Consider the following 26,016-nt stretch of genomic DNA (forward strand, 5'->3'; position numbering starts at 1 on the left):
TTTTTTCATAGAAATGACTGCATTTCTATTACCTACATTGGGTTTGTAAGTGATGAATAATCCTATTCAGTCCATATACAACCACTATATTATAACATAATTGTTTGGCCTTTCAAGCATTTGCTGTATCAATTGTCAATCAGCGATAATACTGGCATAAAGCCTGTCACAAAGCTCTACTTCTGATAAGTAATTTTGCATTTCCCCAGATGCACCATCATCGGTTGGCAAGTTCAGATACTTTTTTCCTATGTAAAGAATCGCGGAGGCAATTTTGTTCACCTCAGACCGTTCAGGCATAAAAGGAAACCGGACATACGCGTAATGATTCAGAAGTTTTTGCAGCATTTGATACAATGTCGGGTTTTTTTGCTCTATGTCATCGTATGTAGATAGAATGGCAGAAACTGCTGGATGCTGGGAAAAAGATGGAAGTTCGCTCGGATTGATTGTCGCCTTCATCCCGAATTTATGTATATGTACGGCTTCAACTGCACCAATCGTTTGCAGCCATTCAACAATCGCTGTTTTCACGACTGGATGAATGAATTCCTCTCGCAGCAATTGAATTTCCCAAGAGCTTGGTTTCAATTTCATTTTTCGAAGTGCTTCAATTGTACGCCATTGTTTTTGAATATCCTCTTCTTCCACCGCCTCTTTCAAATCGGCTATGTAGGCAGTGTTTTTTTTCTCATCAAAATCAATTTTCATCGCGGCACTCATTTCATACAACTGCTGAAATTGCTGCTTTTCATTTTCTGGCAGCCCCGCAAACGAAAGCTCATAATCCAGTTTTTCCATCAGAACATCATATTGATTCGTCTGAAAAAGCATTGTGAAATAGATATGAGCGTACTGGTAATAACTCTTGTTCATTTGCTCCATTTCGGACAAACATATTTCTTCTGCTTCATCATACATGCCAAGTTCCATTAAACAAATCAGCTTCCCTGTGATGATATCGTCATTGGCGACGTGATAGGCAATCAGCTGATTGAATCTGTCCAATGCCTCTTTATAGTCAGCTGCCTTCAAAAAGCGCAGACCTTCTTCTTCCAAATTTGCCTTCCATTTCGGAAAAAGTATCACTTTTTCGTTTTGAGCCATATGTAACCTCCTTTCCCGCTTATGATAGTACCTGTTGCATATTTCCCTATTTATATGATATGTAAACCACTTGCTTAGCATTATTATACTTTTATTAAAACAGAAAACGAGAAATTTGCTCATTGGCAAATCGCCCGTTTCATCATCTCCACTATATGCATTCTTATCTTTTATTATTTTCGTTTATCCAACTGCGTCTTGATAAACGAAATGACAGCAGGCAATACAGAAAGAAAAATAATAATAAGGAATACGGCGGAAAAATTATTTTTGATGATGGGAATATTACCGAAGAAGTAACCCGCTATTGTACATAAACCAACCCATATGGCTGCACCCGTCACGTTATAAATAAGGAAATACCGATAATTCATATGACTGGCGCCTGCTACAAATGGTACGAAAGTTCGGATGAAGGGCATAAATCGAGCAATGACAATCGTCTTTCCCCCATGCTTATTGAAAAAATCCTCTGCTTTTTGCATTTTTTCCTGATTAATAAACTTCCCAAAATGGTTGCTATCAGATAACGACTTTCCTATCTTTTGACCTATATGATAGTTGATCGTATCACCTAGAATCGCCGCCGCGAAAAACACCAGGATGAGTATCCATATATGAAACGCTCCTGCAGCTGCAAACGCACTGGCAGCGAACAGCAATGAGTCACCTGGCAGGAAAGGGAAAATGACCACACCAGTTTCAACGAATACGATCAAGAACAAAATAGCATACGACCAAAAACCGAAGATATCAATTATATCCAACAAATGCTTGTCAATATGTAGAATGAAGCTAATCAATTGCTCTAGTAAAGCCATGGATTTATTGCCGCCTTTCAAAAAAACGCCAGCAATACAGCTGGCGTTTTGCATAGCGTCCCAGGCAGGATTCGAACCTGCGACCCACAGCTTAGAAGGCTGTTGCTCTATCCAGCTGAGCTACTGGGACATATTCGATTTATGTATGGAGCGGGTGAAGGGAATCGAACCCTCGTCATCAGCTTGGAAGGCTGAGGTTTTACCATTAAACTACACCCGCATTGAAATTAATCTTCCCTTTAAAAAACGGTTTGTTTTTTGCCACAAGAATTATTATATGCACTTTCTTATATATTGTCAATCTTTTTTTTAGCAGACAGGAAGTTTTTTTGCATTCCTGTCTGCTAGATATTGATCTTTCTTTGAAAGTTCACGTATTCATGATGTTTTATCATACTTTTCACCTTAAAAAGAAACATGCTGGGAGAGTTCTTCCACTTGTTCACCTTCGACAGTATAGAATACAACTTCAGCTCCATTTTCAAGATTTTCCCATTGCAGGATTGCATAGGTTTTTTCTAGCCTTCCCTTAGGAAGACGGATGCTGCCGGGATTGATTAATACTTGGTCCCCCATCTTTTGGACTCCAGCTACATGCGTATGTCCAAAACAAACGATGTTGGCTCCTAGCTCCTCTCCTCGATAACTGATTTTGGTCAGGTCCATCTTTACATCATGCAAATGACCATGTGCAATGAAAAATACAGTTTCGTTTATTGCAAATGTTTGTTCCAAAGGATATCTAACGTCGAAATCACAATTACCCCGGACTTTCAAAAAACCGGTCATAGCATCCTCATCCATGTCAAGTTCTGAATCACCACAATGAAGCAAATATTCGGCTTCATGCCGTTCTTTGATTTGTTTCAACTGCTCCTTTAACCCGTGGCTATCGCTTACGATAAGCACTTTATACATCATGATCCCTCTCCAAATTTAATTTGATCCATTCCTGTAACCGTGCAAATGCATTACTTCTATGACTGATTCGATTTTTCTCAGATGGGTCAAGTTCAGCCATTGTCTTGATATAACCTTCAGGTATGAATACTGGGTCGTAACCGAAACCATTCTTACCAGATTGCTTTGCAGCGATTTTCCCCTTGCAATATCCTGTAAAAAAGGTTGTGGGTTGGCCCGGTACACTGAGAGCAAGTACACAAATGAACTTTGCGGAACGTTGCGCATCAGGGATTTGGTTCAATTTATGAAGCAGCTTATCTATATTCTTCTGATCATTCTTCTCCCTGCCAGCATATCTTGCTGAATAAATCCCAGGTTCCCCGTCCAGCTCCTCGACTATCAAACCTGAGTCATCGGCAATAACCGGGCAACCAAATAATGCTGAAATCGTTTCGGATTTAAGTGCAGCATTCTCCGAAAATGTGCTTCCAGTTTCTTCTACATCGCTCACATTCTCATTTAAATCCAGTAAAGATAGTGCTTCTATATGGTATGGGCGGAAAAAAACTTTGAATTCTTCTGCTTTTCCTTTATTTTTGGTAGCAATGATTATTTGTTTCATTCAATCATTTCCTGTCCATTGTTTTTGTTTCCCCAATTTTTTCAACTAGATCTCCCAATACTTCCTTTTGTTTGGCAATGATCTGTTCTAATCCATTTTTAGCAAGACCAAGCATGGTGTTTAGCTGGTCCATTGTAAATGTTGCTTCTTCACCAGTTCCTTGAATTTCTACAAATTCGCCTTTACCGGTCATCACGATGTTCATGTCCACATTTGCATGAGAATCTTCTGTATACTCCAAATCAAGAATCTCAGTTCCATCTGGCAATATCCCAACTGATGTTGCCGCCAAAAAATCAGTGACAGGCATTTGTTTTATCGTTTTATTCTCGATCAGTTTTCCGAAAGCCAAAACAAGTGCTACAAAGGCACCTGTGATGGAGGCTGTCCGAGTTCCGCCATCAGCTTGGATAACATCACAGTCAATCCAGATCGTTCTTTCACCGATTTTATTCAAATCGACCACACTGCGGAGTGTTCTTCCAATCAGCCGCTGTATTTCCATTGTTCTGCCCGCAACCTTCCCTTTTGAAGATTCACGGATGTTTCTTTGTTCGGTCGCCCTTGGCAGCATGGAATATTCGGCAGTGATCCATCCCTTCCCCTGACCTCGCATGAAGGGAGGAACTCTCTCTTCAATACTCGCATTACAAATTACTTTTGTATCGCCTACCTGAATCAAAACAGATCCTTCTGGATGTTTGGTGAAATTCGTGATGATATCAATTTCCCTTAGGTCACCTGCTTGTCTATCATGATTGCGCATTTATTCTGCCTCCTTGATTCACAAGTATTAGCATACCATATTTTCTTTTATTTTCCGAAAAAAATCCCTTTCTTTTATTTTTTATCGTAACACTTCATTTCATGACGGCCAGCTGTAGATAGGCTGCATTTTTCAGGAACTATCAGCCGCTTTTTCATATTTGTTTTTTTCTTGCGTCCAACAAAAAAAGGAAAGAGGCATATTTACCTCTTTACAGTTTTTTGGATTTCGTATATTTGTCCAATGATACTGGCTCATTGTATTCTTCACCTTGTTCATTGACAAGGTGGTCTGTTTTTTCGACTTTTAAATCAACTGCCTTGACACCTTTTTGTGCAGCCATTGTTCTGACAATTGTTTCAATTACTTCATCTGAAATAACCCCTTTTTCTTTATCCTCTAATATTTTTTGGTTAAAAGTTAGACTTAACACACCATCATCCAATGAAGGAGGATCGACCAGCGAAGTGCCGGTGTTGAACACTTGAAGTGCGTTCGTACGATAATCGGGGCCTTTCACCAATGAATTGACCACCTTTTGATAGATATTATCATCTTCACTCACCTCAATATGGCTTGTGACAGGAACATAATATCTCGTTTTGTTATGTTCAGCCGGAAAATACATGGTCACTGCTTTACTGTCCATTAGGTCGACGGCCTCTGTTTCCATCAGATTGATACCATTCGCTGCGGAATAACCATTGCCTATTGGGGTGCCATTGACTGGCATTTTTTCTTGTGGGTAACCATTGATCCACAATTTTACTTTTTTAACCTTATCAAACTGTGTAAGAGTATTTGTCATCGCTTCCAGTATCTTTACTTCATCACTTGCTTCATAATCTTTAAATTCCTTAGAAACATCGACAATCATGGTATCTCCTTCTGCCTTCAACCCCAGAATCTCAGTACCTTCTGGCAGCACTGCCTGGAAACCGTTTGGCAGAATGGAGGTCACCGGTCCACCCTTCACCAAGTACTCCAAAGCCTGTTTAGCCACTTCCCCAGAATCCGGTACTGGCAAATCCAAGGTCTGAGGCACTACCATCTTATTACTGTCGAGTAAGTAAAGCTGTCTTGCTGTGGTATCCTTCACAGCCTCACCAGAACCTTCTTTCGTATTTTTTTCCTCAGACGTTTTATCCGTTTTCTTTGTATCCTTCGCTCCATCCACAGCTTTTGCATTTTTCGGCGGATCGATTTCTTTCAACGATTGTTCCCCTTTAAAACACCCTGTCAATAGCATACTCAAGCAAACAGCCATCAACAATACGAGCAAGCCCCGAGCTTTCATGTCATTCCCTCCTACGATGGTTTGTACTACTATGTATACGAGCCTTCATGAAAAAAATACCTACTTTCCTCTTTAACAAAGCCAATTCAGAAATCAACAAAAAAACAGTCAGCCTTCAAAGAGGACTAACTGTTCTTTCATGTAATCATATCACTGTGCGGTACATAGTAATAGGCTGAATGGATTCCATTCTTTTTGCAAAAATACGATGGGTCATTTTTTTGAATGTTTCCAGGTTGCCCGTTGTATAAAATTCATGATTCCCAACCTCATTCGGTTTATTCAGCAATCCTTTCATTTCTAAGATGATGCTCGTTTCCCTCGCTGTCTCCTCGCTGGAAGATATCAAGCTTATTTTGGGACCCATCACCTGCTGAATGGTATCTTTTATAATCGGATAATGTGTACACCCAAGAATGAGTGTATCCATCTTTTTTATTTTTTGCATGGGAAGCAAAGATTCTTTTACCACTGATAAACATTGCTCACCCTGTAAAATTCCCTTTTCAACCATCGGAACAAATGGCGAACATGCCAGCGACGTTACAGCAATCTCGGGTTTGATCGTTTGGAGGGCTGTTGCATAAGCTTCACTGCCGATGGTTCCCAGTGTGCCAATAACCCCGACATGATTAGTTTTTGTCACTTTAATAGCGGCTCTTGCACCCGGCTGAATCACACCGATTACAGGAATATCGAGTTTCTCTTGTAATTCCTGCAATGTAAATGCAGTAGCGGTATTACAGGCGATAACCAGCATTTTAATATGTTTTGTCAGTAGAAAATTTACCATTTCCCAAGTGAATGCCTTTATTTCAAGTTCAGGGCGGGGTCCATAAGGACACCTGAGGGTATCACCAAGATAAATCAATCTTTCATTCGGCAGCTGCCTCATCAGTTCATAAGCTACCGTCAGTCCACCCACTCCTGAATCTATGACCCCAATAGCACGTTCCAAAATAAATCGCCTCTTCTTTGTTGTTATCTTTCATTGATGTTTTTCATTCTCTCATATAATTGCTCCAGTAATTCATCCAATGCTTCAGCCTGCTCTGTCGTGAAGCTTCCGATAACCTCACCTAAGTATTCCCGGCGCTTTTCAATCACTTCATTGATGATGGCCTTTCCTTTTTCCAAAGGAATAATACGGACAACCCTGCGGTCGCTCTCATCTTTTGTCCGTTGCACCAGACCATTTTTTTCCAGCCGATCAACCAAGTCTGTTGTCGTACTGAAAGCTAAACTAATTTTATTGGATAATTCTCCGATAGTCAGATTGTCCTCTTCAATAATCCACTGCAGTGCAATGAATTGGGGCGAAGTGATGGGATAATTTTTCAAAATTTTTCTGCCGCTTTGTTTGATGGCTCCAGAAATATGTCGAATTCTTTTTTCCAATATTGGAATTAAATCTGTCACTGTTTCCAAATTTGCTGCCTCCAATTCTTCCCACGTTTAAAATCATTGTATCACAAATCATTATGTACAAATGAAATATTTATAAGCGGAGGAGGAGATTCCCTTTACAAGTTCGTATATTCCTGTATGACAAAGTTACGCCGTTTATGCGCTACAGATCTACGAATCCGAACTTTTACGAAACATAACGATTATAAACATACGAAACATCAAGAACTTTTTTGTCTAATGAAATGTGCGCACCGTTTACACATCGCTACATAAGCTATTCATGACTAGATAATTCCCTTCTGGGCACAGCTCTACGACAGCAAGGAGGGGTTTTCATTTGAGGGATAGCGACTACAAACCCAAGCAATTACTGACAAAGCGTGAAAAAGAAGTATTCGAACTATTGGTCCAGGATAAGACAACGAAAGAAATTGCCCAGGAATTGTTTATCTCGGAAAAAACAGTCCGAAACCATATCTCGAATGCGATGCAAAAATTGGGTGTCAAGGGGCGTTCGCAAGCAGTTGTAGAATTACTTCGCATGGGAGAGCTTAAGCTCTAAAAAAAACCGATCTTCACTTGAAGGTCGGTTTTCCTTTAAAACGAGACTGCATGGTTTTCTTCGATATACCTCAGTGTAAAATCAGCTACACAAGTCTGCTTACGCTGCTTAAAAAATCTCTTACATTCTAAAATTACCGCTTAGGAATACGCATTTATGCCTGTAGTAATTTTTCTTTCAATTCGTTCCGCAGCGCAACTGGTTTTCCGGATTGGGCATCAATAAACACCATTCTTCCCCTGCCAGTCAGGCAAACTTCTTCTTTTTCATTTTTCACCATATAATGAACGTCGATGGAGGTCGTCCCTACCGATTGGGCTTTCACATACAGCTGAAGCTGATCATTGAAATAAAGCTGTTTCAGATAATCACATTGCAAATCAGCCACAATAGGTATCCCCTCCGATTTCGTTTGCTGCAAATCGAACAAGCCTAATGACTGCAGGTAGGCGATTCTGCCTTCTTCAAAATAAATAAACGGTGATACATTGTTCACATGCCCGAACATATCTGTTTCAGAAAAACGTATTTTAATCGGAATGGAGAAGGTGAATCCCTGAATCCATTTTTCAAAATCATCAATATAAGAAATTTTTTTCATCTTTCCATCTCCTCTTGTCTATAGCACAAAAGCCCTTGCCAATATGGCAAGGGCTTTTGTCAAAATCATCAATGGGCGTTGTCACTGCCAAAGAAATTTTTGAATGCTTGTATATTTGTAGCACGGTTCATTGCAGCAATCGATGTTGTCAAAGGAATGCCCTTTGGACAAACTTGCACGCAGTTTTGTGAATTTCCGCATCCTGTAATTCCGCCATCATCCATCAGTGCATCCAAACGCTCGGACTTGTTCATAGCACCTGTTGGATGAGCGTTATACAAACGTGGCAATGATAAAAATGCAGGTCCAATAAAATCAGACTTGTCATTGACGTTCGGACATGCTTCCAGACATACGCCGCAGGTCATGCATTTGGAAAGCTCATAAGCCCACTGGCGCTTCTTCTCAGGCATACGCGGACCAGGACCAAGATCATAGGTACCATCAATCGGAATCCACGCCTTGATACGTTTTAAAGCATCAAACATACGGGAACGATCGACTACCAGATCACGTTCTACTGGAAAAGTAGCCATTGGTTCCAAATGAATTGGCTGTTCAAGGTCATCTACAAGGGCAGAGCATGATTGTCTTGCCGTACCATTGATAACCATTGAGCAGGCGCCGCACACTTCTTCCAGACAGTTCATTTCCCATTGGATAGGTGTGGTTTCTTCCCCTTTTGCATTTACCGGGTTTTTCCTGATTTCCATCAATCCGGAAATGACGTTCATATTTTTACGATAAGGAACGTTAAACGTTTCTTTATAAGGGGCAGAATCAGGGCTGTCTTGTCGGGTAACGATAAAAGTAACAGTCTTTTGTTCAGCCATTCTCATTTACTCCCTTCCCTTGAATGTTAGAAAATGGATAAGATTTCCGCGTAGCATTTTTCAGACATCATCAATGTTTCTTGGTGTAGTCTCGTAATCGCGGTTTAATCAAAGAAGTATCGACTTCTTCATAAGAGAGTTCCGGTTTATTTTTTTCCTGATTATATTCAGCTATAGTTGTTTTCAGCCATTCTTCATCATTACGCTCCGGAAACTCCGGTTTGTAATGCGCTCCGCGGCTTTCATTGCGGTTATAAGCGCCAATGGTGATGACGCGCGCCAGCTGCAACATATTTTTTAATTGACGGGTAAACATGATTCCCTGGTTGCTGTATCGGGATGTATCATCCATATTGATATTGTTCCAACGCTCCATTAGCTCTTGTATCTTTTCATCCGTTTTCAGTAGCTTGTCATTATGACGTACAACAGTAACGTTTTCAGTCATCCATTCGCCAAGTTCCTGATGGAGCTTGTAAGCATTTTCTTTCCCACGCATTTTCATCATCGCTTCGAATTTCTCCACTTCTTCTTTTACGCGGTCATCGAACAACTTGGATGATTCATCCTCAGCGTGCTTATCAAGACCATCAATATAACTGATAGCATTCGGACCAGAGACCATACCGCCGTACATGGCGCTCAGCAGTGAATTGGCACCCAAACGATTTCCCCCGTGCTGGGAATAATCACATTCACCAGCTGCGAACACACCGGGAATACTGGTTTTTTGATCGAAATCGACCCATAACCCTCCCATCGAATAGTGAACAGCAGGAAAAATTTTCATTGGGACTTTACGCGGGTCCTCCCCAACAAATTTCTCATAAATTTCCATGATTCCACCAAGCTTGACATCAAGCTCATGTGGATCTTTATGGGAAAGATCGAGGTACACCATATTTTCCCCATTAATGCCAAGTTTTTGGTTGACACAGACATCAAAAATTTCCCTTGTTGCTATGTCCCTCGTAACCAGATTGCCGTATGCAGGGTATTTTTCCTCTAGGAAATACCACGGTTCGCCATCTTTATACGTCCAGATCCGACCGCCCTCGCCACGGGCTGATTCACTCATCAAACGGAGCTTGTCGTCTCCCGGAATAGCTGTAGGGTGGATTTGGATAAATTCACCATTCGCATATTTTGCACCTTGCTGATACAATGTGCTTGCAGCAGATCCCGTATTGATCATGGAGTTTGTCGATTTACCGAAAATGATACCGGGTCCGCCTGTAGCCATAATGGTAGCGTCCGCACGAAAGGCTTGGATTTCATGTGTTTTTATATTTTGGGCAACGATACCTTTGCTCGTATTGGAATCATCCAATACAGCACCAAGATATTCCCAGCCTTCGTATTTGGTAACCAGTCCCTCTACTTCGAAACGGCGTACTTGCTCATCCAAAGCATATAGAAGCTGTTGGCCAGTTGTTGCACCTGCATATGCTGTACGGTGCACATCCGTTCCTCCAAAACGACGGAAATCAAGCAGTCCTTCCGGAGTACGGTTGAACATGACACCCATACGGTCCATCAAATTGATAATCTTTGGTGCCATTTCGCACATAGCTTTTACTGGCGGCTGATTAGCCAGAAAGTCTCCACCATAAACTGTGTCATCGAAATGTTTCCATGGCGAATCTCCCTCACCCTTTGTATTGACTGCGCCATTGATTCCGCCCTGTGCACAAACAGAGTGAGAGCGTTTTACTGGAACAATGGAAAATAAATCGACGTTTACGCCTGCTTCTGCGCATTTAATTGCCGCAAACAGTCCGGCCAAACCTCCGCCGACAATGGCAACTTTACGTTTACTCATATTGAATGCTCACTCCCTTTAAATTGCATACCAATCAGTCCAAAAGGACAGATTCAAACGTGCATCGCAAAAATCATGCAAATGCAAATAGTGCTCTGACTCCTACGTAACTGACCACTACGAAAACAATCAAAGTGACATATGTAGTGATTTTCTGAGATCTAGGCGACTGTGCGAAGCCCCAATGCACCAGAAAGCCCCATAGACCATTTGAAAAATGGAAAGTTGTTGAAACGACACCAACGATGTAAACCCAAAGCATGACAGGGCTTGCCAGAATGTTTTCCATCAGGCTGAAATCCAGACTTGCATTTCCTAACATTACTTGGATTCGCGTTTCCCATACGTGCCATGCAATAAAGATAAATGTCAATACGCCGGTGACCCTTTGCAGAAGGAATAACCAGTTGCGAAGAAAACCATAGTTTCTTGGGTTGTTCCTAGCAGTAAAGGCAATGTAAACACCCAGGATGCCATGAAAAAGGATTGGCAAATAGATTACCAGGATTTCCAATGCAACTAGAAAAGGCAGACTTTCCATAAACTCAGTTGCACCATTAAATTTTTCTTCACCATACACGGCAAAATAATTCACGGTTAAGTGCACAATCAAAAAAAGACCTACAGGTATCAATCCCGATAAAGAATGTAACCTTTTCCAAAAAAACTCAGGATGCTTTGACATGTTTTACCCCCCTCGGTTAGTTGTAGTGTTGCACTTCTGTACTTCTTCAGTTTCAGCATCACACTTACATTCAAAATTTGTATGAATTTGTGTCGCTATGACAAGATGAAAAATGTACAATTTGTGACATGTTTATTGTACTTCTTAAGACTTTAAGCGTCAAGAAAAGGGTAACAACCTCATTCCTTGTACATGACTGCACAACAGTGTTTTCAATAGCTGATCAAAGCGTTTCATTAACAGATAGGCGGGGAAAAACAATGTTTATACGCGGCTTATTTACCAGTTGTCAAACTAGCATACTCTTAAAAAAATGAACGAGAAACGATTTTCTTTTAAAAAGAGGGAAGAACAGCTGATATCAAAGGCCGGACGCTGTTTAAAATGGTTTATCACCAGTGAATCTATGATGAAGTGAAGGTTGCACAATTCTCGGATTCAATAGATAATAAGTAAGTATCTTTTTCATGACTACCCTAGAAACATTTACATATACGGAAAGGATGACCTTCATGTCGAAAAAAAAGGAATTGCTCCCTATTTCACTGCTCGACCAATTGCAATCTCCTGGTGCGGGTTATGACATTTTACGTTACATAGCATTACCTGAACTGTTTGGTGATGAAAAAGACTCTTTGCTTTATTTTATGGGAAAAAAATTAGCAAGAAAATTTTCTATCAGCAACATGGAAGAGTTAGCCACTTTTTTTACTTCGATGGGCTGGGGGAGCTTGGAATTCATTAAAGAAAAACGAAAAGGCTTTGTTTTCTACTTGTTGGCGGATGCAGTCGTACAACGAATACGTGCTAAAGTTGATACAGACTTTTATTTGGAAGCCGGATTCTTGGCGGAGACATTAGAAATCATGCAAGAGAAAGTGTGTGAATGCAGGTTTGAAGTGAATACTAAAATCCATCAAGTGGAATTCCACGTCCATTATACTGAACCAATTTGACCGCAAAACAAAGTGAGGCTGTCCCATTTACTGGGACAGCCTCATTCATCATCTTCCTTTACCTCATTTGTTTCATCTGCCATCTCTTTATTCAAATATGCAATGATTTGTTCAGCAGTATTTTTAGGAATGCCGAGTTTTCTGAAATGGGTTACATCAGCTTTGGCAATCTCTTGTATGGAAGCAAAATGTGTTAAAAGCAGTTTGCGTCTTTTTGCCCCGACTCCTGGGATTTTATCCAACTCAGACTGGAGCAAGTTTTTCCCTCGAAGCTGACGATGAAAAGTGATTGCAAATCTATGCACCTCATCCTGGATACGCTGAACAAGGTAAAATTCCTGAGACTTTCTTGACAGTTGAACAACTTCTGGCGGATCGCCATATAACAACTCACTTGTTTTATGCCTGTCATCTTTGGCCAGGCCGCACAGCGGAATATCCAGCCCAAGTTCATCCTCCAGCACATCTTTTGCCGCACTCATTTGTCCTCTTCCTCCATCGACAATGATAAGATCAGGCAGTGGCAGGTTTTCTTTCAATACCCTTGTATACCGTCTGCGGATTACCTCCCTCATGGTTTCATAATCATCTGGTCCTTTTACACCGCGTATTTTATACTTTCGATATTCTCTTTTATCAGGCTTTCCATCGATAAAAACGACCATGGCAGAAACCGGATCACTGCCTTGTATATTGGAATTATCGAATGTTTCAATCCGATGGGGCGTTTCAATAAGAAGGGCCTCTCCCAGTTTATCCATAGCGATAACCGTCCGTTCTTCATCGCGTTCAATCAATGAAAATTTTTGTGTCAGAGACGCCTTTGCATTTTCCATCGCCAGTTGCACCAATTCTTTCTTTTTCCCGCGCAGCGGGGTGCTTACGTTGATTTCAAGCAATTCTTCCAACATGGATGTATCAGTACCGACTGGAAGCAAAATTTGTTTCGGTTTTGGGTGGTTACGGTGTAAATAAAAACGTCCGATGAAAGTTATGAATGTCTCTTCTGCCTCATCAAAAAAGGGGAAAAGAGAAACGTCCCGTTCAATCAGTTTTCCTTGTCTGACAAAGAAGACTTGTACACACATCCAGCCTTTATCAACGTAATACCCGAAAACATCACGATCCGCATTGTCATTCAGGGTGATTTTCTGCTGTTCCATTACAATTTCGATATTCCTGATCAAATCTCTGTACTCGGATGCACGCTCAAAATGAAGTTCTTCGCTGGCCCTGGTCATCTTTTGTACCAATTCCTTTTTGATTTCTTTATAGCCGCCGTGCAAAAAAGAAGTGATACTTTGGATGATTTCCCTGTACACTTCTGCTGAAGGAGGGTTTTCACTGCATGCCAGACACTGCCCCAGATGATAATAAAGACAATAGCGGCCAGGCGGATTATTGCACTTACGCAGCGGGTATAAGCGGTCGAGCAATTTTTTTGTTTCTCTGGCTGCAATGACATTTGGATAGGGACCAAAATATTTTCCTTTATCTTTTTTTACCTGACGAGTTATCAAAAGTCTTGGATGACGTTCAGAAGTTATCTTGAGATAAGGATAGGACTTATCATCCTTAAGCATGACATTATACCTGGGGTCATATTTTTTAATCAGGTTCATTTCCAATATTAATGCTTCCATTTCTGATGAAGTGATAATATATTCGAAGTCATCAATTTCCTGGACAAGGCGCTGCGTTTTCCGGTCATGGGCCCCAGTGAAATATGATCTGACACGATTTTTCAATAGCTTAGACTTCCCCACGTAGATAATCGTGCCGTGCTTATCCTTCATTAAATAGCACCCTGGTTGGCCAGGAAGAATTGCCAGCTTTTCCTTTATCCTCTGATTCATACGTTTTAGTCTCCCTTTTCCTTTGTTTTTAGAAAACGCGGCATGTGGTTTAAGTTTATCGAAGCAAATGCATGCAAAACTATAGGCCTTGCCTCGATGAACTCCGTCAACGAGAGCCATTAACCTCCCCCGGGAAGCGGAGTGTAATTTCACAGCGCGGGATTTGCACTTACCTCAGAGAAGGATGAGGTGCAAATTGGCATCTCGTCGCAGCTTGAGCAACAATAGATCAGCATTTCATATTTTCCAACAGCAACAATTCTAGAAAACACCTTGTCAAAAAAACAATCCCTTGCCAGACAGCAAGGGATTGTGCATTTTTGGAATCACTTAAGCATGTTTGCTGATCAAGTCCTGTAATGCTTCTTTCGGCTGAAAACCTATCACTTGATCCACTACATTTCCATCTTTGAATAAAAGCAGCGTTGGAATACTCATGACACCGAAACGTCCAGCTGTCTCTTGATTTTCATCCACATCCAATTTAGCAATTTTGACCTTATCGCTCATTTCTCCATCGATTTCTTCCAACACTGGTGCGATCATTTTACAAGGTCCACACCAAGGTGCCCAAAAATCTACCAATACAAGACCTTTTGAAGTTTCTTCATTAAAATTTTGGTCAGTCACATGTACAATAGCCATATATATATCCTCCTTAGACAATCTAATTCCTAATCATTAATGCCAGTATATCATCAATATTTTCGACTTACTAATAGTTTGCTTATACCGATGAAACGTATTCTTAGAATAGAAAAAATCCAGCAACACTGGATTTTTCTAATGGGTTTTATAACCCTTCAACCTTTGATCTTCCTGATTTCTTCCGTCAGCATAGGAATGATTTCAAACAAATCGCCTACAATGCCATAGTCTGCTACATTGAAGATGTTGGCTTCAGGGTCCTTGTTGATGGCAACAATCACCTTAGAATTGGACATACCTGCCAAGTGCTGAATTGCTCCGGAAATCCCTACGGCGATATATAAGTCAGGGGTGACTACCTTACCTGTCTGTCCGATTTGCAGGGAATAGTCGCAGTAATCCGCATCACATGCCCCGCGGGAAGCACCTACTGCTCCTCCGAGAACCTCTGCCAATTCATATAGCGGCTTGAAACCATCAGCGCTTTTCACACCCCTCCCGCCAGAAACGATAACGCTCGCTTCAGACAGATCAACACCTTCAGATGCCTTTCGAATGACATCTTTGATTACAGTCCTTAGGTCATTGACCTCCACATCTTCATGAATCACTTCACCTGTTCGTGATTCATCACGTTCCAGCACCGGAATGTTATTCGGCCGGATCGTAATAAACGTAATTCCATCAGTGATCAGCTTTTTTTCAAAAGCTTTACCTGAATAAATCGGTCGGATGAATATGGTCTTCTCTCCATCCACTTCAATGTCAGTGACATCAGAAATCAGCCCTGTTTCAAGTTTGCTCGCTATTTTCGGCGTCAAATCCTTCCCCGCAGCTGTATGTCCCATCACAATGCCCGCTGGAGACTCTTTTTCAATAAGCTTTAATAAAACCTGAGAAAAAGCATCTGCTGTGTATAGCTTCAAAGCATCATTTTTTAATGCGGTCACACGGTCAGCTCCGTACTGAATCATCGCTTGGGCTTCTTTTTCCAATTCCCCAGCCCCAAGCACTGCTCCAACGATTTCTGCTTGATCATTCATTTTCTTTGCAGCTGCAATCGCTTCAAAAGATACATTACGTAGTTCACCGTCTCTTACTTCACCAATTACTAATATTTTTTCAGTCATTACACATTCTCCTCTCTATAGCAACATCCTCACAATATTTTCTTTTCATTTTGAAGTAAGGAAACCAATTCTTTTACCTGATCGGCGACTTCACCTTCTAACACTCGGCCAGCTTCCTTTTCAGGAGGCAGATAGATGTCCAGCGTTTTTGTTTTCGGCTCTAATTCATCCTCCTCCAGATCGAAATCATCTATTTCAAGTTCATCCAAAGGTTTTTTCTTCGCTTTCATGATTCCTGGCAAAGATGGGTAGCGCGGATCATTCAGCCCTTGCTGGCATGTGACCAATAACGGGAGTGAAACCTCTAATTTTTCCACATCACCTTCTACATCTTTGTCAATTTGCGCCTTATCATCTTCAATATCCAATTTTGTAATCGTTGTCACACATGAGATGCCTAAACGCTCAGCAAGCCGAGGGCCTACTTGACCACTTGCTTCATCGATAGCTACATTACCTGCTAAGATCAAATCCACTTCTTTATCTTCGAAATACGCTGCCAAAATTTTAGCTGTTGTGTATTGGTCGCCATCTTCCAAATCGTCTTCTGTGTTGATCAGAGTTGCTTTGTCAGCACCCATCGCAAGGGCAGTACGCAGCTGTTTTTCACTTTCCTCATCCCCAACAGTAACTACCGTGACTTCTCCTCCGTGCTCATCACGCTGCTTGATAGCCTCTTCAACAGCATACTCGTCATACGGATTAATGATATACTCCGCACCATCTGTTTCAATTTTGCCATTGGATATCACAATTTTTTCTTCCGTATCGAAAGTTCTTTTAAGTATCACATAAATATTCATATATTTTCCTCCTCATCTTTGGTCATTTATCCTTGAAAACTGGCTTGCGCTTATGCAGAAAAGCCTCAATTCCCTCTTTGGCATCCTCAGAACCAAATATTTCCCCAAAGGCTTTAGCTTCTGCTTTAGATCCTTCTGCAATAGCGTTTGTATTGGCGTATGGGATCAATTGCATGATGCGCTTTATTGCCGGCTTGCTTTTTTGCGCTATATTCCCGGCCAATTTTTCAGCTGCTGGAAACAATTCCTCTTCTGTAAGCGCTTTATTAACAAGCCCGAAAGAGGCAGCCTCTTTTCCGCTAATAGGGGCACCGGTCAAAATCATTTCATACGCTTTGGCATTTCCCACGTATCTTGGCAATCTTTGTGAGCCAGCAAAACCCGGGATAATGCCAAGATTCAACTCGGGAAGACCCAACTTGGCGTCAGAGCTGGCCAGTCGGATATGACAAGCCATTGCCAATTCTAACCCGCCCCCTAATGCGGCCCCATGGATTACCGCAATAATTGGTATGGAAAAGCGTTCCATACGTGCGAAAATCTGCTGTCCATCTGCAGAAAGCGACTCATAGTCAGAAGCTTCTTGAAGTGAAGTGAACTCTTTGATATCCGCTCCCGCTGAAAAAAATCTGCCTTCCCCTTTGATTATAACAGCTTTGAGTTCAGGATCCCTTTCCATGCTATCCAGCTTTTCCGCCAATTCTTTCAGCAGCTTGCTGGAAAGTGCGTTTGCCGGCGGACTTTGGATAGTAAGCGTTGCAACATTTTCTTTTTTCTCATATGATAGCATTTTCAATTATCCCCTCCCTTGCTAATTATAACAGAAAATTGCGCCATTACTTAGCCTGAAGACCATGAATCAGCAAACGATGCACCGCCTCTGCTTGGGATACGAGATCATATTTCTCTTCTTTCATCACCCAATTGGTCACCATCTCATCCAATGTGCCGAATATCATTTGGCGAGCCAATGGGCTGGTCAAGTCAGTCTGATAAGTTTTTTCTTCTACTCCCTGTTCGATAATGGCATCAATGACATCAAGATAGGGTTTTAAAACTCGGTTGATTTGCCTGCGTAAACCTAAATTTGACTGCCTTAACTCCAATTGCGTGACAATTGCCAGGTGATGATCCGCAGCAAGTTGTTCAAAATGCATCCTGATCAAAGTCAACAGCTTTTCGTGCGCATCCGCTTTATCCATGATAGCCACTTTAATTTGCTCGATGAACTGCCCCATTTTCTCTTCGAAAACACTTACAAGAATATCTTCTTTATTTTTGAAATAGAGATAGATCGTACCATCCGCAACGCCGGCTTTCTTAGCAATTTTAGAAACTTGCGAAGCATGATAACCATTTTCGGCGATCACCTTCACTGCAGCTTCGATTATCATATTATATTTAGGCTTGTTCTTTTTCATCATGTTCTCCTTCTACCTTTCTAAAATGAATGATTACTCATTCATTTTATATTGTATCTATAGAATGGAACATTGTCAATCAAAAGCTTGTCAATCAGTTTAAAAAGGTCATATGCTTGCTTTGGTCTGTCTGTTTTTTGTTTTCTCTTCCTCCACCAATTGCCTTCTTAGTATTTTTCCAACAGTCGTTTTTGGAAGTTCTTCCCGGAAATCATAAATACGCGGGACTTTGAACGCAGCCAGTTTTTTCCTGCAATAACTATTTAATTCTTCTTCACTGACTTGATGACCATCTTTTAAGACAACGTAGGCTTTGACTGTTTCGCCCCTGTAAGGATCAGGCACCCCGGCAACTGCTGCTTCCAAGACCGCCTCATGTTCATAAAGCACTTCTTCCACTTCCCGCGGGTAAACATTATAACCCCCAGCTATAATAATATCTTTTTTTCGGTCTACAATGTAAAAATAGCCGTTCTCATCCATATATCCAAGATCTCCAGTCAACAGCCAGCCATCTTCATTTAGCACATTCTCCGTCTCTTCCGGCCTGTTCCAGTATCCCTTCATCACTTGCGGACCTTTCACAGCCAATTCACCAACATCACCAATTTCTGCTTCTTCCATTGTTTCCATGTCGATAATTTTCGCGGCTGTATCTGGCCACGGCACACCTATACTCCCGTTTACTCGATTATTCCAAACAAAATTGGCGTGAGTAATCGGCGAGGTTTCCGACAATCCGTATCCTTCTACAAGCCGTCCACTTGTAACACTTTCAAACTTGGACTGTACCTCGGCTGGCAAAGGGGCTGAACCGCTAATGCATGCTTCTATAGATGAGAGGTCATATTTATGCATGTCTGGGTGGTTCAATAAACCTACATAAATCGTCGGTGCGCCTGGAAACAATGTTGGTTTCATTTTATCAATTGTCTTCAGAACATCTTTCGCATCGAATTTTGGCAACAACACCATCTTGCTGCCGAACATGATTGATAAATTCATCACAGCTGTCATCCCGTATACATGAAAGAAAGGCAAAATGCCCAGTATTATCTCCTCTCCCGGCTTGGACTTATAGAGCCATGCTTGAATCATCTGAACGTTGGCAACAAGATTGTAATGCGTAAGCATCACCCCTTTGGGATAGCCGGTAGTACCACCTGTATACTGCAGAAGTGCCAAATCATTCTTTGGATCAATGACGACTTCCTTATAGTCTGGAGCACTATGTTTCATAATGTGTTTCCAGATATGTGTATCCTCGTTTTCCTCCAGATTGATGACCATTTTCGTCTGTCTTTTCTGCAGAAAAGGGTAAATCGCATTCTTAGGAAACGGCAGGTAATCTTTGATGCCAGTGACAATCAAGTGTGCAACAGAAGTGCTGGAACGAATGGCACTGACAGTAGGCAAAAGAATATCCAGACATACTAGCACGACGGCCCCTGAATCATTCAGCTGATATTCCAATTCTCTTTCCTTATACAACGGATTGACTTGGACCACAGTCGCTCCTGCCAGTAATGCACCATAATAGCTTATCACGGATTGTGGACAATTAGGCAGCATGATGGCCACCCTGTCACCTTTTTCCACACCTGCAGTTTGTAAATAATGGGCCATCTTTCTTGACTGTTGATATACTTCTGAAAAGGACATTTCTCTACCCATAAAGTGAAGCGCTTTCTTTTTGTCATATTTGTCAGCGGATTCTTCTAAGAATGCGTACAAAGGTTTTTCATCATAAGAAATAGAAGTCGGTATTTCTTTGGGATACGCATTTAACCAAGGCTTTTGTACGGTCATCTTCATTCCTCCTTTATGTTAGCTTATATCCATTATACCGACTTATTACTTTTTTTTGAAACTTAATTATTCTTTTTTTACTTAAATTAAATAGACAACTCCGATGACAATAAATAAAAATGCGACAACAATTAATATTTTAGCTAACGTTTCCATATGTCCTGCTCCTATCCTGCAATGATACTTGCACCAATCACAAACGACAAACCGGCTGAAATCATCAGAGAAATAAAACCGACTGCCCGATTTCCATTGCCGATTTCTTCATCAATTCTAAATGATGGGGTCAAGAATTCAAATAGGAAATATCCGGCAAGCAGCAGAACAAAACCGAACGCCCCCCATCCAACACTTTGCAATAAAGAATCATGGTGCTCGATAGAGTAGCGGAAAATAGTTGCGATCCCGAAAATTTTACCTCCGGTTGCCATGGCCACGGCGACATTCCCTTCTTTGATTTCTTTCCAATTTTTATATGCTGTCACTAATTCGAAAATTGCAAGAAAAACGACAGAACAAAGGATTACGACAGTATACCTGGCAAAGGTTGCTATATACAGATTTTCCCAAAATCCCTCCACTGCAATACTCCTTCCTACTGTTGATGTATTCCTACCTGGAGTTTCAACAGATATTCAACCTGTTTTATTTCAGTTCTACTATCGTTACCCCGCTTCCTCCTTCTCCCATCGTACCAAAGCGAAAACCAGCAATGGAGCCGTTGCCTTTCAGATAATTTTCTACACCCTTTCTCAACGCACCAGTACCTTTTCCGTGTATGACTGAAACTTTTTGATATCCTGCAAGCATGGCATCATCGAGATACCTCTCCAACTTCAACAAGGCATCTTCATACCTTTCACCGCGGAGATCCAGTTCAGGACTTACATGATAACTGGAGCCCTTTACAGTTGCCAATGGTTTTTCATAATCTTGTTTTTTTGTTTTCACTACCTGCATATCCTTGCTTTTGACTTTCATTTTCATGATGCCAACTTGGACCAAATAGGTACTGTCATTGACTTTATCAACGATAGTTCCTTGTTGATCAAGTGACAGCAGTTTTACATCATCACCAGGATGGAAATTTTTTTCTTGTTTATTTACAATTTTTTTATCCGGCTTTTTGGAAGTCAGTTCAGGCATAGCCGCTTCAAGAGATTTTCTCGCCTCGATCCATTTATGTTCTTTCAATTCCGCCTCAGTCTTCATATTGCGAATATCGGAAACGATTTTTTCAGCTTCATCTTTAGCCTTTTCCAGGGCCTTGCCAGCCTTTTCTTCTGCTTTTCGGTATAATTTTTCTCTTTTGTCTTTAAAATCCTGCCATTCGCGTTTCAAGTCTTGCTGCAGTCTCTCACTGTCCTGTAAAACCTGCTCTGCCTGTTCATATTCCTGCTGTGCGCCGATTTGTGCTTTTTCTAATGCAGCAATCATATTCTCAACACTTTTCGAATCCGTACCAACTAATTTTTTTGCATGTTTAATGATTTGCTGACTAAGCCCAAGCCGCTGTGATATTTCAAACGCGTTGCTGCGCCCAGGAATACCGATCAGCAGACGGTAAGTCGGCTGAAGCGTATCGACATTAAATTCCATGGATGCGTTAATCACATTTTGCCTGTTATATCCATAGGCCTTCAATTCAGGGTAATGGGTAGTTGCTATGACACGAGCCCCTCGGGAAATTGTTTCGTCCAGAATTGCCATTGCAAGTGCCGCCCCCTCCTGGGGGTCAGTTCCGGCGCCGAGCTCATCAAAAAGCACCAACGACTTATCATCCACTTCCTCCAATATTTGAACGATATTAGTCATGTGAGAAGAAAATGTGCTCAAATTTTGCTCAATAGACTGTTCGTCCCCAATATCTGCAAATACGTTTTTAAAAACTCCTAATTCACAACCATCCAGTGCAGGTACTTGAAGTCCGGATTGCGCCATCAGCACACAGAGGCCGATCATCTTGATTGTTACTGTTTTGCCGCCCGTATTCGGACCGGTAATGACAATAGAGGTATACCTATCCCCTATTTCCACATCGTTGGCCACCACAGCTTCCGCACTTATCAGCGGATGCCTTGCCTGCTGCATCTTAATCAACCCTTGCGCATTCATGGTTGGTTTGGCCGCTTTCATTTTTTGCGCCAATTTACCCCGCGCATGGATGAAATCAATTTTTGTTAAAATATCAACGTTGGCCAGCAAAGCAGAAGCATGTTCAGCCACATATTCAGTCAGTTTTTGCAAAATCCGGTCTATTTCCTGTTTTTCTTGTAATGCTGCTTCCTGTAAGCGGTTATTCAATTCCACAACGGCTTTTGGCTCCATAAATAGCGTTTGACCAGAAGCTGATTGATCATGGACAATTCCGCCGACAGCCGCCTTATATTCTTGCTTTACAGGCAAAACATATCTCTCATTTCTAATAGTAATGATAGCGTCCGAGAGCATATTACTCTTACTTTTGGTATATTCATTGAGTTTTTCCCGTATACGCCCTTCATTTGTCCGGATGGTTGTCCTGATACTGCGCAGTTTTGCTGACGCGCTATCCATCACATACCCGTGTTCATCCATACAATTTCTTATTTCTGTCTCAACCTCATGTACAGGGGTAATCAAATCAGCCATTTCTTTTAAGATCGGTAAGTCTTCCTCCAGATTTTCAAAGAAAAGCTTGATTTGCCTTCCGGCATAGATGGTGCTGGCAATATCAAGCAGTTCGTGGATATTCAGCGATCCGCCAATAATACTGCGTTTCACACTCGCCCGGATATCAAATATGCCTCCAAGCGGTATAACTTTATTCAAGCGTGAAATTTGCGCAGCCTCATCGGTTTCCTCTTGCATGTGGACGATTTCCTGATAATCCAGCGATGGCGCTAGTGACAAAACCAAATCTTTGCCAAGCTTTGTTTGTGCCTGATCGCCTAAAACGTTCAACACTTTCTGATATTCGAGCACTCGAAATACCCGTTCGTTCATAATTTGTTGCCCCTTTGTCAGCAAATGGTGGAAATGCCATCTGCAGCTTGATCATTTCAATTACTACTTCTCTATCATACGTTTGTGATTACAGAAAGATTTGATTTTTTCTGCTGTCCATGTGTTCATAACTGTATTCTTGCTTATCCAGCCCTTTCTTGCGGTCGCAACACCATATTTCATATCCTCCAGCATCGAATAATTATGCGCGTCCGTATCGATTGAGAGTACCACGCCTTTTTCCTGTGCTTTCTTTGCCCAGGCAGCACTTAAATCCAATCGATTAGGATTGGCATTGATTTCCAATGCTGTATTTGTTTCTGCAGCCGTAGCAATTAGCTCTTCCATATCAATAGCATAACCATCTCTTTTTCCAATCAATCTTCCAGTTGGATGAGCAATCAAAGATACATAAGGATTATTCATAGCGTTTTTTAGTCTGGTCATGATTTGCTCTTGTGATTGACTGAAACTAGAATGGATTGCCGCTATCACAAAATCCATTTCTCTTAAAAATTTATCAGAAAAATCGAGGGAGCCGTCTGGCAGAATATCCATTTCCACTCCGGAGAAAATATGCAAGTCAGCGTATCTCTCATTTAGTCTATTTATTTCTTCCTTCTGTTTCCTTAACCTTGTCTCATCCAATCCATTTGCAACCCGTAAGAATTTAGAGTGATCCGTGATAGCAATGTATTCATAGCCTTTTCTTCGCGCAGCTTCTGCCATCTCTTCCAAAGACTGGGCACCGTCACTCCAAGTCGTATGCATATGAAGGTCACCCTTGATATGCGAGAGGTGCAGTAATCCTTCTGCGATTTTACGTTCTGCAAATGCCTCAATTTCTCCACTATCTTCGCGCAGCTCCGGAGGTATATACCGCAGATTGAAATGCGCATAAAACTGCTCTTCGTCAGTGAATTGTAGAATTTCCTGGGAGGCAACATTCTCCACTCCGTACTCACTGATTTTCTCATCGTGCGACTTCGCGAGCTGACGCATGTGAACATTATGCTCCGATGATCCGGTGAAATGGTGGAGAGTGGTAGCAAATTCATTCTCTTTCACCATTCGGAAATCTACGTTAATATCATATTGCTCTGCCAATATGACAGAGACTTTCGTTTGTCCTTTTGCGATGACTTCTTTGACATTTTCGATATCCAATAATTTATTTCCAACTATATCAGGCTGTTCGGTAGCGATGATAAAATCTATATCTTTCACGGTTTCCCGCATTCTCCTGACACTGCCGGCTATTGAAAATGCGCGGATTTCAGGTATCGTTTCCAAGTGTTGATTCAACTTCTCAACAATCGGCAACACAACGGCTATAGGAAGACGTTCAGGCCGCTTCCCCATCTCTTGAAGAGAAGCAAGCAATTTCTCAGCAGATTTCTTTCCAAAGCCCGGCAAAGCTTCAACCTCTTTGCTCACCAACGCTTCCCTTAGCGATTCTGCATCTGTCACATTCAATTCCTGGTAGAGCCTTGAAAGCTTTTTGCCCCCTAGTCCTGGAACTTGCAACAGCGGTATTAACCCTGCCGGTACTTGTTTTTTCAATTCTTCCAGCGCTTCAGATTTACCGTCATGGATATATTGCATTATAACGCTGCTTGTCCCTTTGCCGATCCCTTTTATCTTTGTAAAATCATCTATTTCCGATAATGCGCGGCTGTCACGCTCTATGTTTTGCGCAGCGCGGCTGTATGCAGCGATTTTAAAGCTATTTTCTCCTTTCAACTCTAACAAAACAGCTATTTGTTCTAGTAACCTGATAATATCTTTCTTGTTCATTTCCATGTTCGTCACTCTTTCCAAATCAGCTATTCTTGTAAGAAAAGATACAAACAGCGGTGGAACAAAGCCTGTGTTCTCCCCGTTTCCGACAGAAGGATATCAGAATAAAACAAGGCTATTTCCATTGCTGTATGTCATCAAAATGATCATCTTGTTCCTGTTTCTATGGTGAAAAAGGCCAATTCCCTCAGGCAATGGTTCATGCCTTTGATACGAATCGGCCTTCACGTGTCTATTAATGCATGCTCGTGCTAATTTTTGCAAACCAAAGATCTTGGATTTTTCCTGACAAAAATGGTGTTTTTTCGATCATGAATAACGCCAGTGATGACTGATTGATCCAATTCTGGACGGTATCAACAGGTATGAGCACGAGGATGTAGAGCACAATGAATAAAATCAGGTAAACTTCCAGAAAACCGAATATTGCACCGAGCAATTTGTTAACGGAATTCAGGATAGGCAAAGAAGCTACAAAATCAAGCATCGAAGCAATAATCTGGACAATGATTTTTACAGCGAAAAAAATGATCGCGAAGGAAATCGCATTATAAAAAGCTTGTTCCACTGGCATCGACTGTAAAAATTGCGCCCAAGAGCTCGTATCCGTCGTGTTTGGATAGGGTATCCAAATTGCCAATTTGCTAGCCAGGTCATCATAATAGACCGCAGCCACCACAAAAGCTACGATAAAACCGACAAAATGAAGCACTTGCAGGACAAGACCTCTTTTCAGTCCCATCAAAAAACCGAAAAGCAATAAAAGTATAATAATAAAAGTGACCATATGTTATTTATCCTCTTTCCCTTTGAATGAGCCAAGCAATGTTGCATACTCTTCTTTAAGTTTCATATAATCGTTCATCGCGTTAACAGCCGTCAGTACAGCGAGACTGGTTGTATCCAGACTTTGATTCATCTGTTGTATTTCCTTCATTTTTTGATCAACCAGGCTGGCGACCAATTTCACATGGCTTTCTGATTCCTTGCCAACAACGGTATATGAACGATTATGTATATCAACTGTAATCCGTTTCTTTTCTCCGGACACAATAATTCCTCCTATAAAAGCTGGTATGATGCAGCAAATGGTATAAAACTGTTGAATTTTGTCGAATGTTAATTGCAAATTAGATACATACATATATTAACATGAAGACAGGTGATTAGGGAACTGTT

The 26,016-nt window shown here is 41.3% G+C and carries 26 protein-coding genes and 2 tRNA genes; 2 read left to right on the forward strand and 26 right to left on the reverse strand.

Annotated features, from left to right (window positions below; all coding sequences use genetic code 11):
- Positions 1-135: 135 nt before the first annotated feature.
- The 10 genes from ACFSMW_RS15160 to ACFSMW_RS15205 all read right to left on the reverse strand — a co-directional run bounded on the left by ACFSMW_RS15160 (position 136) and on the right by ACFSMW_RS15205 (position 6,944).
- Entirely contained in the window at positions 136-1,107 is a 972-nt protein-coding gene (locus tag ACFSMW_RS15160; RefSeq protein ID WP_390357049.1) for a tetratricopeptide repeat protein, read from the reverse strand.
- 173 nt (positions 1,108-1,280) lie between these two features.
- On the reverse strand, positions 1,281-1,928 hold the full coding sequence (locus tag ACFSMW_RS15165; RefSeq protein ID WP_390357050.1) for a VTT domain-containing protein: 648 nt from the start codon (positions 1,926-1,928) through the stop codon (positions 1,281-1,283).
- A gap of 56 nt (positions 1,929-1,984) precedes the next feature.
- Positions 1,985-2,058, reverse strand: a tRNA-Arg gene (locus ACFSMW_RS15170).
- A gap of 16 nt (positions 2,059-2,074) precedes the next feature.
- Positions 2,075-2,148 (reverse strand) — tRNA-Gly (locus tag ACFSMW_RS15175).
- Between the two features lie 185 nt (positions 2,149-2,333).
- Positions 2,334-2,849: a metallophosphoesterase gene (locus ACFSMW_RS15180; RefSeq protein WP_390357052.1), complete on the reverse strand. Its 516-nt coding sequence runs from the start codon at positions 2,847-2,849 to the stop codon at positions 2,334-2,336.
- Positions 2,839-3,453 (reverse strand): XTP/dITP diphosphatase, encoded by a 615-nt coding sequence (locus ACFSMW_RS15185; RefSeq protein WP_390357054.1) that lies wholly within the window; start codon positions 3,451-3,453, stop codon positions 2,839-2,841. Before ACFSMW_RS15185 ends, ACFSMW_RS15180 begins: the two co-directional genes overlap by 11 nt.
- A gap of 4 nt (positions 3,454-3,457) precedes the next feature.
- Positions 3,458-4,219: a ribonuclease PH gene (gene rph / locus ACFSMW_RS15190; RefSeq protein ID WP_390357056.1), complete on the reverse strand. Its 762-nt coding sequence runs from the start codon at positions 4,217-4,219 to the stop codon at positions 3,458-3,460.
- Positions 4,220-4,430: 211 nt separating this feature from the next.
- Entirely contained in the window at positions 4,431-5,516 is a 1,086-nt protein-coding gene (locus ACFSMW_RS15195; protein ID WP_390357058.1) for a GerMN domain-containing protein, read from the reverse strand.
- Positions 5,517-5,661: 145 nt separating this feature from the next.
- Positions 5,662-6,474, reverse strand: coding sequence for a glutamate racemase (racE, locus tag ACFSMW_RS15200; RefSeq protein WP_390357060.1), 813 nt, complete (start codon positions 6,472-6,474; stop codon positions 5,662-5,664).
- Between the two features lie 23 nt (positions 6,475-6,497).
- The gene (locus tag ACFSMW_RS15205) at positions 6,498-6,944 is read right to left on the reverse strand and encodes a MarR family winged helix-turn-helix transcriptional regulator (RefSeq protein ID WP_390357061.1); all 447 of its coding nucleotides are present in this window, start codon (positions 6,942-6,944) and stop codon (positions 6,498-6,500) included.
- Positions 6,945-7,263: 319 nt separating this feature from the next.
- Between ACFSMW_RS15205 and ACFSMW_RS15210 the strand changes: the two genes are divergently transcribed.
- Complete coding sequence (locus tag ACFSMW_RS15210; protein ID WP_390357063.1) at positions 7,264-7,488, forward strand: helix-turn-helix domain-containing protein; 225 nt, start codon at positions 7,264-7,266, stop codon at positions 7,486-7,488.
- A gap of 154 nt (positions 7,489-7,642) precedes the next feature.
- Here ACFSMW_RS15210 and ACFSMW_RS15215 read toward each other — a convergent pair whose 3' ends face one another.
- The 4 genes from ACFSMW_RS15215 to ACFSMW_RS15230 all read right to left on the reverse strand — a co-directional run bounded on the left by ACFSMW_RS15215 (position 7,643) and on the right by ACFSMW_RS15230 (position 11,429).
- Positions 7,643-8,089, reverse strand: coding sequence for an acyl-CoA thioesterase (locus tag ACFSMW_RS15215; protein ID WP_390357065.1), 447 nt, complete (start codon positions 8,087-8,089; stop codon positions 7,643-7,645).
- A 68-nt stretch (positions 8,090-8,157) separates the two neighbouring features.
- Positions 8,158-8,922, reverse strand: coding sequence for a succinate dehydrogenase iron-sulfur subunit (sdhB, locus tag ACFSMW_RS15220; RefSeq protein WP_390357066.1), 765 nt, complete (start codon positions 8,920-8,922; stop codon positions 8,158-8,160).
- A 70-nt stretch (positions 8,923-8,992) separates the two neighbouring features.
- Positions 8,993-10,744 (reverse strand): succinate dehydrogenase flavoprotein subunit, encoded by a 1,752-nt coding sequence (gene sdhA / locus ACFSMW_RS15225; protein WP_390357068.1) that lies wholly within the window; start codon positions 10,742-10,744, stop codon positions 8,993-8,995.
- A 73-nt stretch (positions 10,745-10,817) separates the two neighbouring features.
- On the reverse strand, positions 10,818-11,429 hold the full coding sequence (locus ACFSMW_RS15230) for a succinate dehydrogenase cytochrome b558 subunit (RefSeq protein WP_390357069.1): 612 nt from the start codon (positions 11,427-11,429) through the stop codon (positions 10,818-10,820).
- A 512-nt stretch (positions 11,430-11,941) separates the two neighbouring features.
- Here ACFSMW_RS15230 and ACFSMW_RS15235 point away from each other — a divergent pair.
- A complete protein-coding gene (locus tag ACFSMW_RS15235; RefSeq protein ID WP_390357071.1) occupies positions 11,942-12,385 on the forward strand; it encodes a YslB family protein in 444 nt (147 codons plus the stop codon).
- Between the two features lie 41 nt (positions 12,386-12,426).
- Here ACFSMW_RS15235 and uvrC read toward each other — a convergent pair whose 3' ends face one another.
- The 12 genes from uvrC to zapA all read right to left on the reverse strand — a co-directional run bounded on the left by uvrC (position 12,427) and on the right by zapA (position 25,891).
- Positions 12,427-14,241 carry an excinuclease ABC subunit UvrC gene (gene uvrC, locus ACFSMW_RS15240; RefSeq protein WP_390357074.1) on the reverse strand — a complete coding sequence of 605 codons (1,815 nt, stop codon included), beginning with the start codon at positions 14,239-14,241 and terminating at the stop codon, positions 12,427-12,429.
- A 330-nt stretch (positions 14,242-14,571) separates the two neighbouring features.
- Positions 14,572-14,886 carry a thioredoxin gene (gene trxA, locus ACFSMW_RS15245; RefSeq protein ID WP_390357075.1) on the reverse strand — a complete coding sequence of 105 codons (315 nt, stop codon included), beginning with the start codon at positions 14,884-14,886 and terminating at the stop codon, positions 14,572-14,574.
- 158 nt (positions 14,887-15,044) lie between these two features.
- Positions 15,045-16,019 carry an electron transfer flavoprotein subunit alpha/FixB family protein gene (locus ACFSMW_RS15250; protein ID WP_390357077.1) on the reverse strand — a complete coding sequence of 325 codons (975 nt, stop codon included), beginning with the start codon at positions 16,017-16,019 and terminating at the stop codon, positions 15,045-15,047.
- A gap of 29 nt (positions 16,020-16,048) precedes the next feature.
- The gene (locus tag ACFSMW_RS15255; protein WP_390357079.1) at positions 16,049-16,822 is read right to left on the reverse strand and encodes an electron transfer flavoprotein subunit beta/FixA family protein; all 774 of its coding nucleotides are present in this window, start codon (positions 16,820-16,822) and stop codon (positions 16,049-16,051) included.
- 22 nt (positions 16,823-16,844) lie between these two features.
- On the reverse strand, positions 16,845-17,618 hold the full coding sequence (locus tag ACFSMW_RS15260) for an enoyl-CoA hydratase (RefSeq protein WP_390357080.1): 774 nt from the start codon (positions 17,616-17,618) through the stop codon (positions 16,845-16,847).
- A 40-nt stretch (positions 17,619-17,658) separates the two neighbouring features.
- A complete protein-coding gene (locus ACFSMW_RS15265; protein ID WP_390357082.1) occupies positions 17,659-18,243 on the reverse strand; it encodes a TetR/AcrR family transcriptional regulator in 585 nt (194 codons plus the stop codon).
- A 108-nt stretch (positions 18,244-18,351) separates the two neighbouring features.
- A complete protein-coding gene (locus tag ACFSMW_RS15270; RefSeq protein ID WP_390357083.1) occupies positions 18,352-20,052 on the reverse strand; it encodes a long-chain-fatty-acid--CoA ligase in 1,701 nt (566 codons plus the stop codon).
- 167 nt (positions 20,053-20,219) lie between these two features.
- Positions 20,220-20,633 carry a DUF350 domain-containing protein gene (locus ACFSMW_RS15275; protein WP_390357084.1) on the reverse strand — a complete coding sequence of 138 codons (414 nt, stop codon included), beginning with the start codon at positions 20,631-20,633 and terminating at the stop codon, positions 20,220-20,222.
- 64 nt (positions 20,634-20,697) lie between these two features.
- Entirely contained in the window at positions 20,698-23,037 is a 2,340-nt protein-coding gene (locus ACFSMW_RS15280; RefSeq protein WP_390357086.1) for an endonuclease MutS2, read from the reverse strand.
- Positions 23,038-23,100: 63 nt separating this feature from the next.
- Positions 23,101-24,840: a DNA polymerase/3'-5' exonuclease PolX gene (gene polX, locus ACFSMW_RS15285; RefSeq protein ID WP_390357088.1), complete on the reverse strand. Its 1,740-nt coding sequence runs from the start codon at positions 24,838-24,840 to the stop codon at positions 23,101-23,103.
- A 232-nt stretch (positions 24,841-25,072) separates the two neighbouring features.
- Positions 25,073-25,624: a CvpA family protein gene (locus ACFSMW_RS15290; protein WP_390357090.1), complete on the reverse strand. Its 552-nt coding sequence runs from the start codon at positions 25,622-25,624 to the stop codon at positions 25,073-25,075.
- Positions 25,625-25,627: 3 nt separating this feature from the next.
- Positions 25,628-25,891 (reverse strand): cell division protein ZapA, encoded by a 264-nt coding sequence (zapA, locus tag ACFSMW_RS15295; protein WP_390357274.1) that lies wholly within the window; start codon positions 25,889-25,891, stop codon positions 25,628-25,630.
- Positions 25,892-26,016 lie beyond the last annotated feature (125 nt).

Source organism: Tigheibacillus halophilus (assembly GCF_042683165.1).
Lineage (GTDB): Bacteria > Bacillota > Bacilli > Bacillales > Amphibacillaceae > Tigheibacillus > Tigheibacillus halophilus.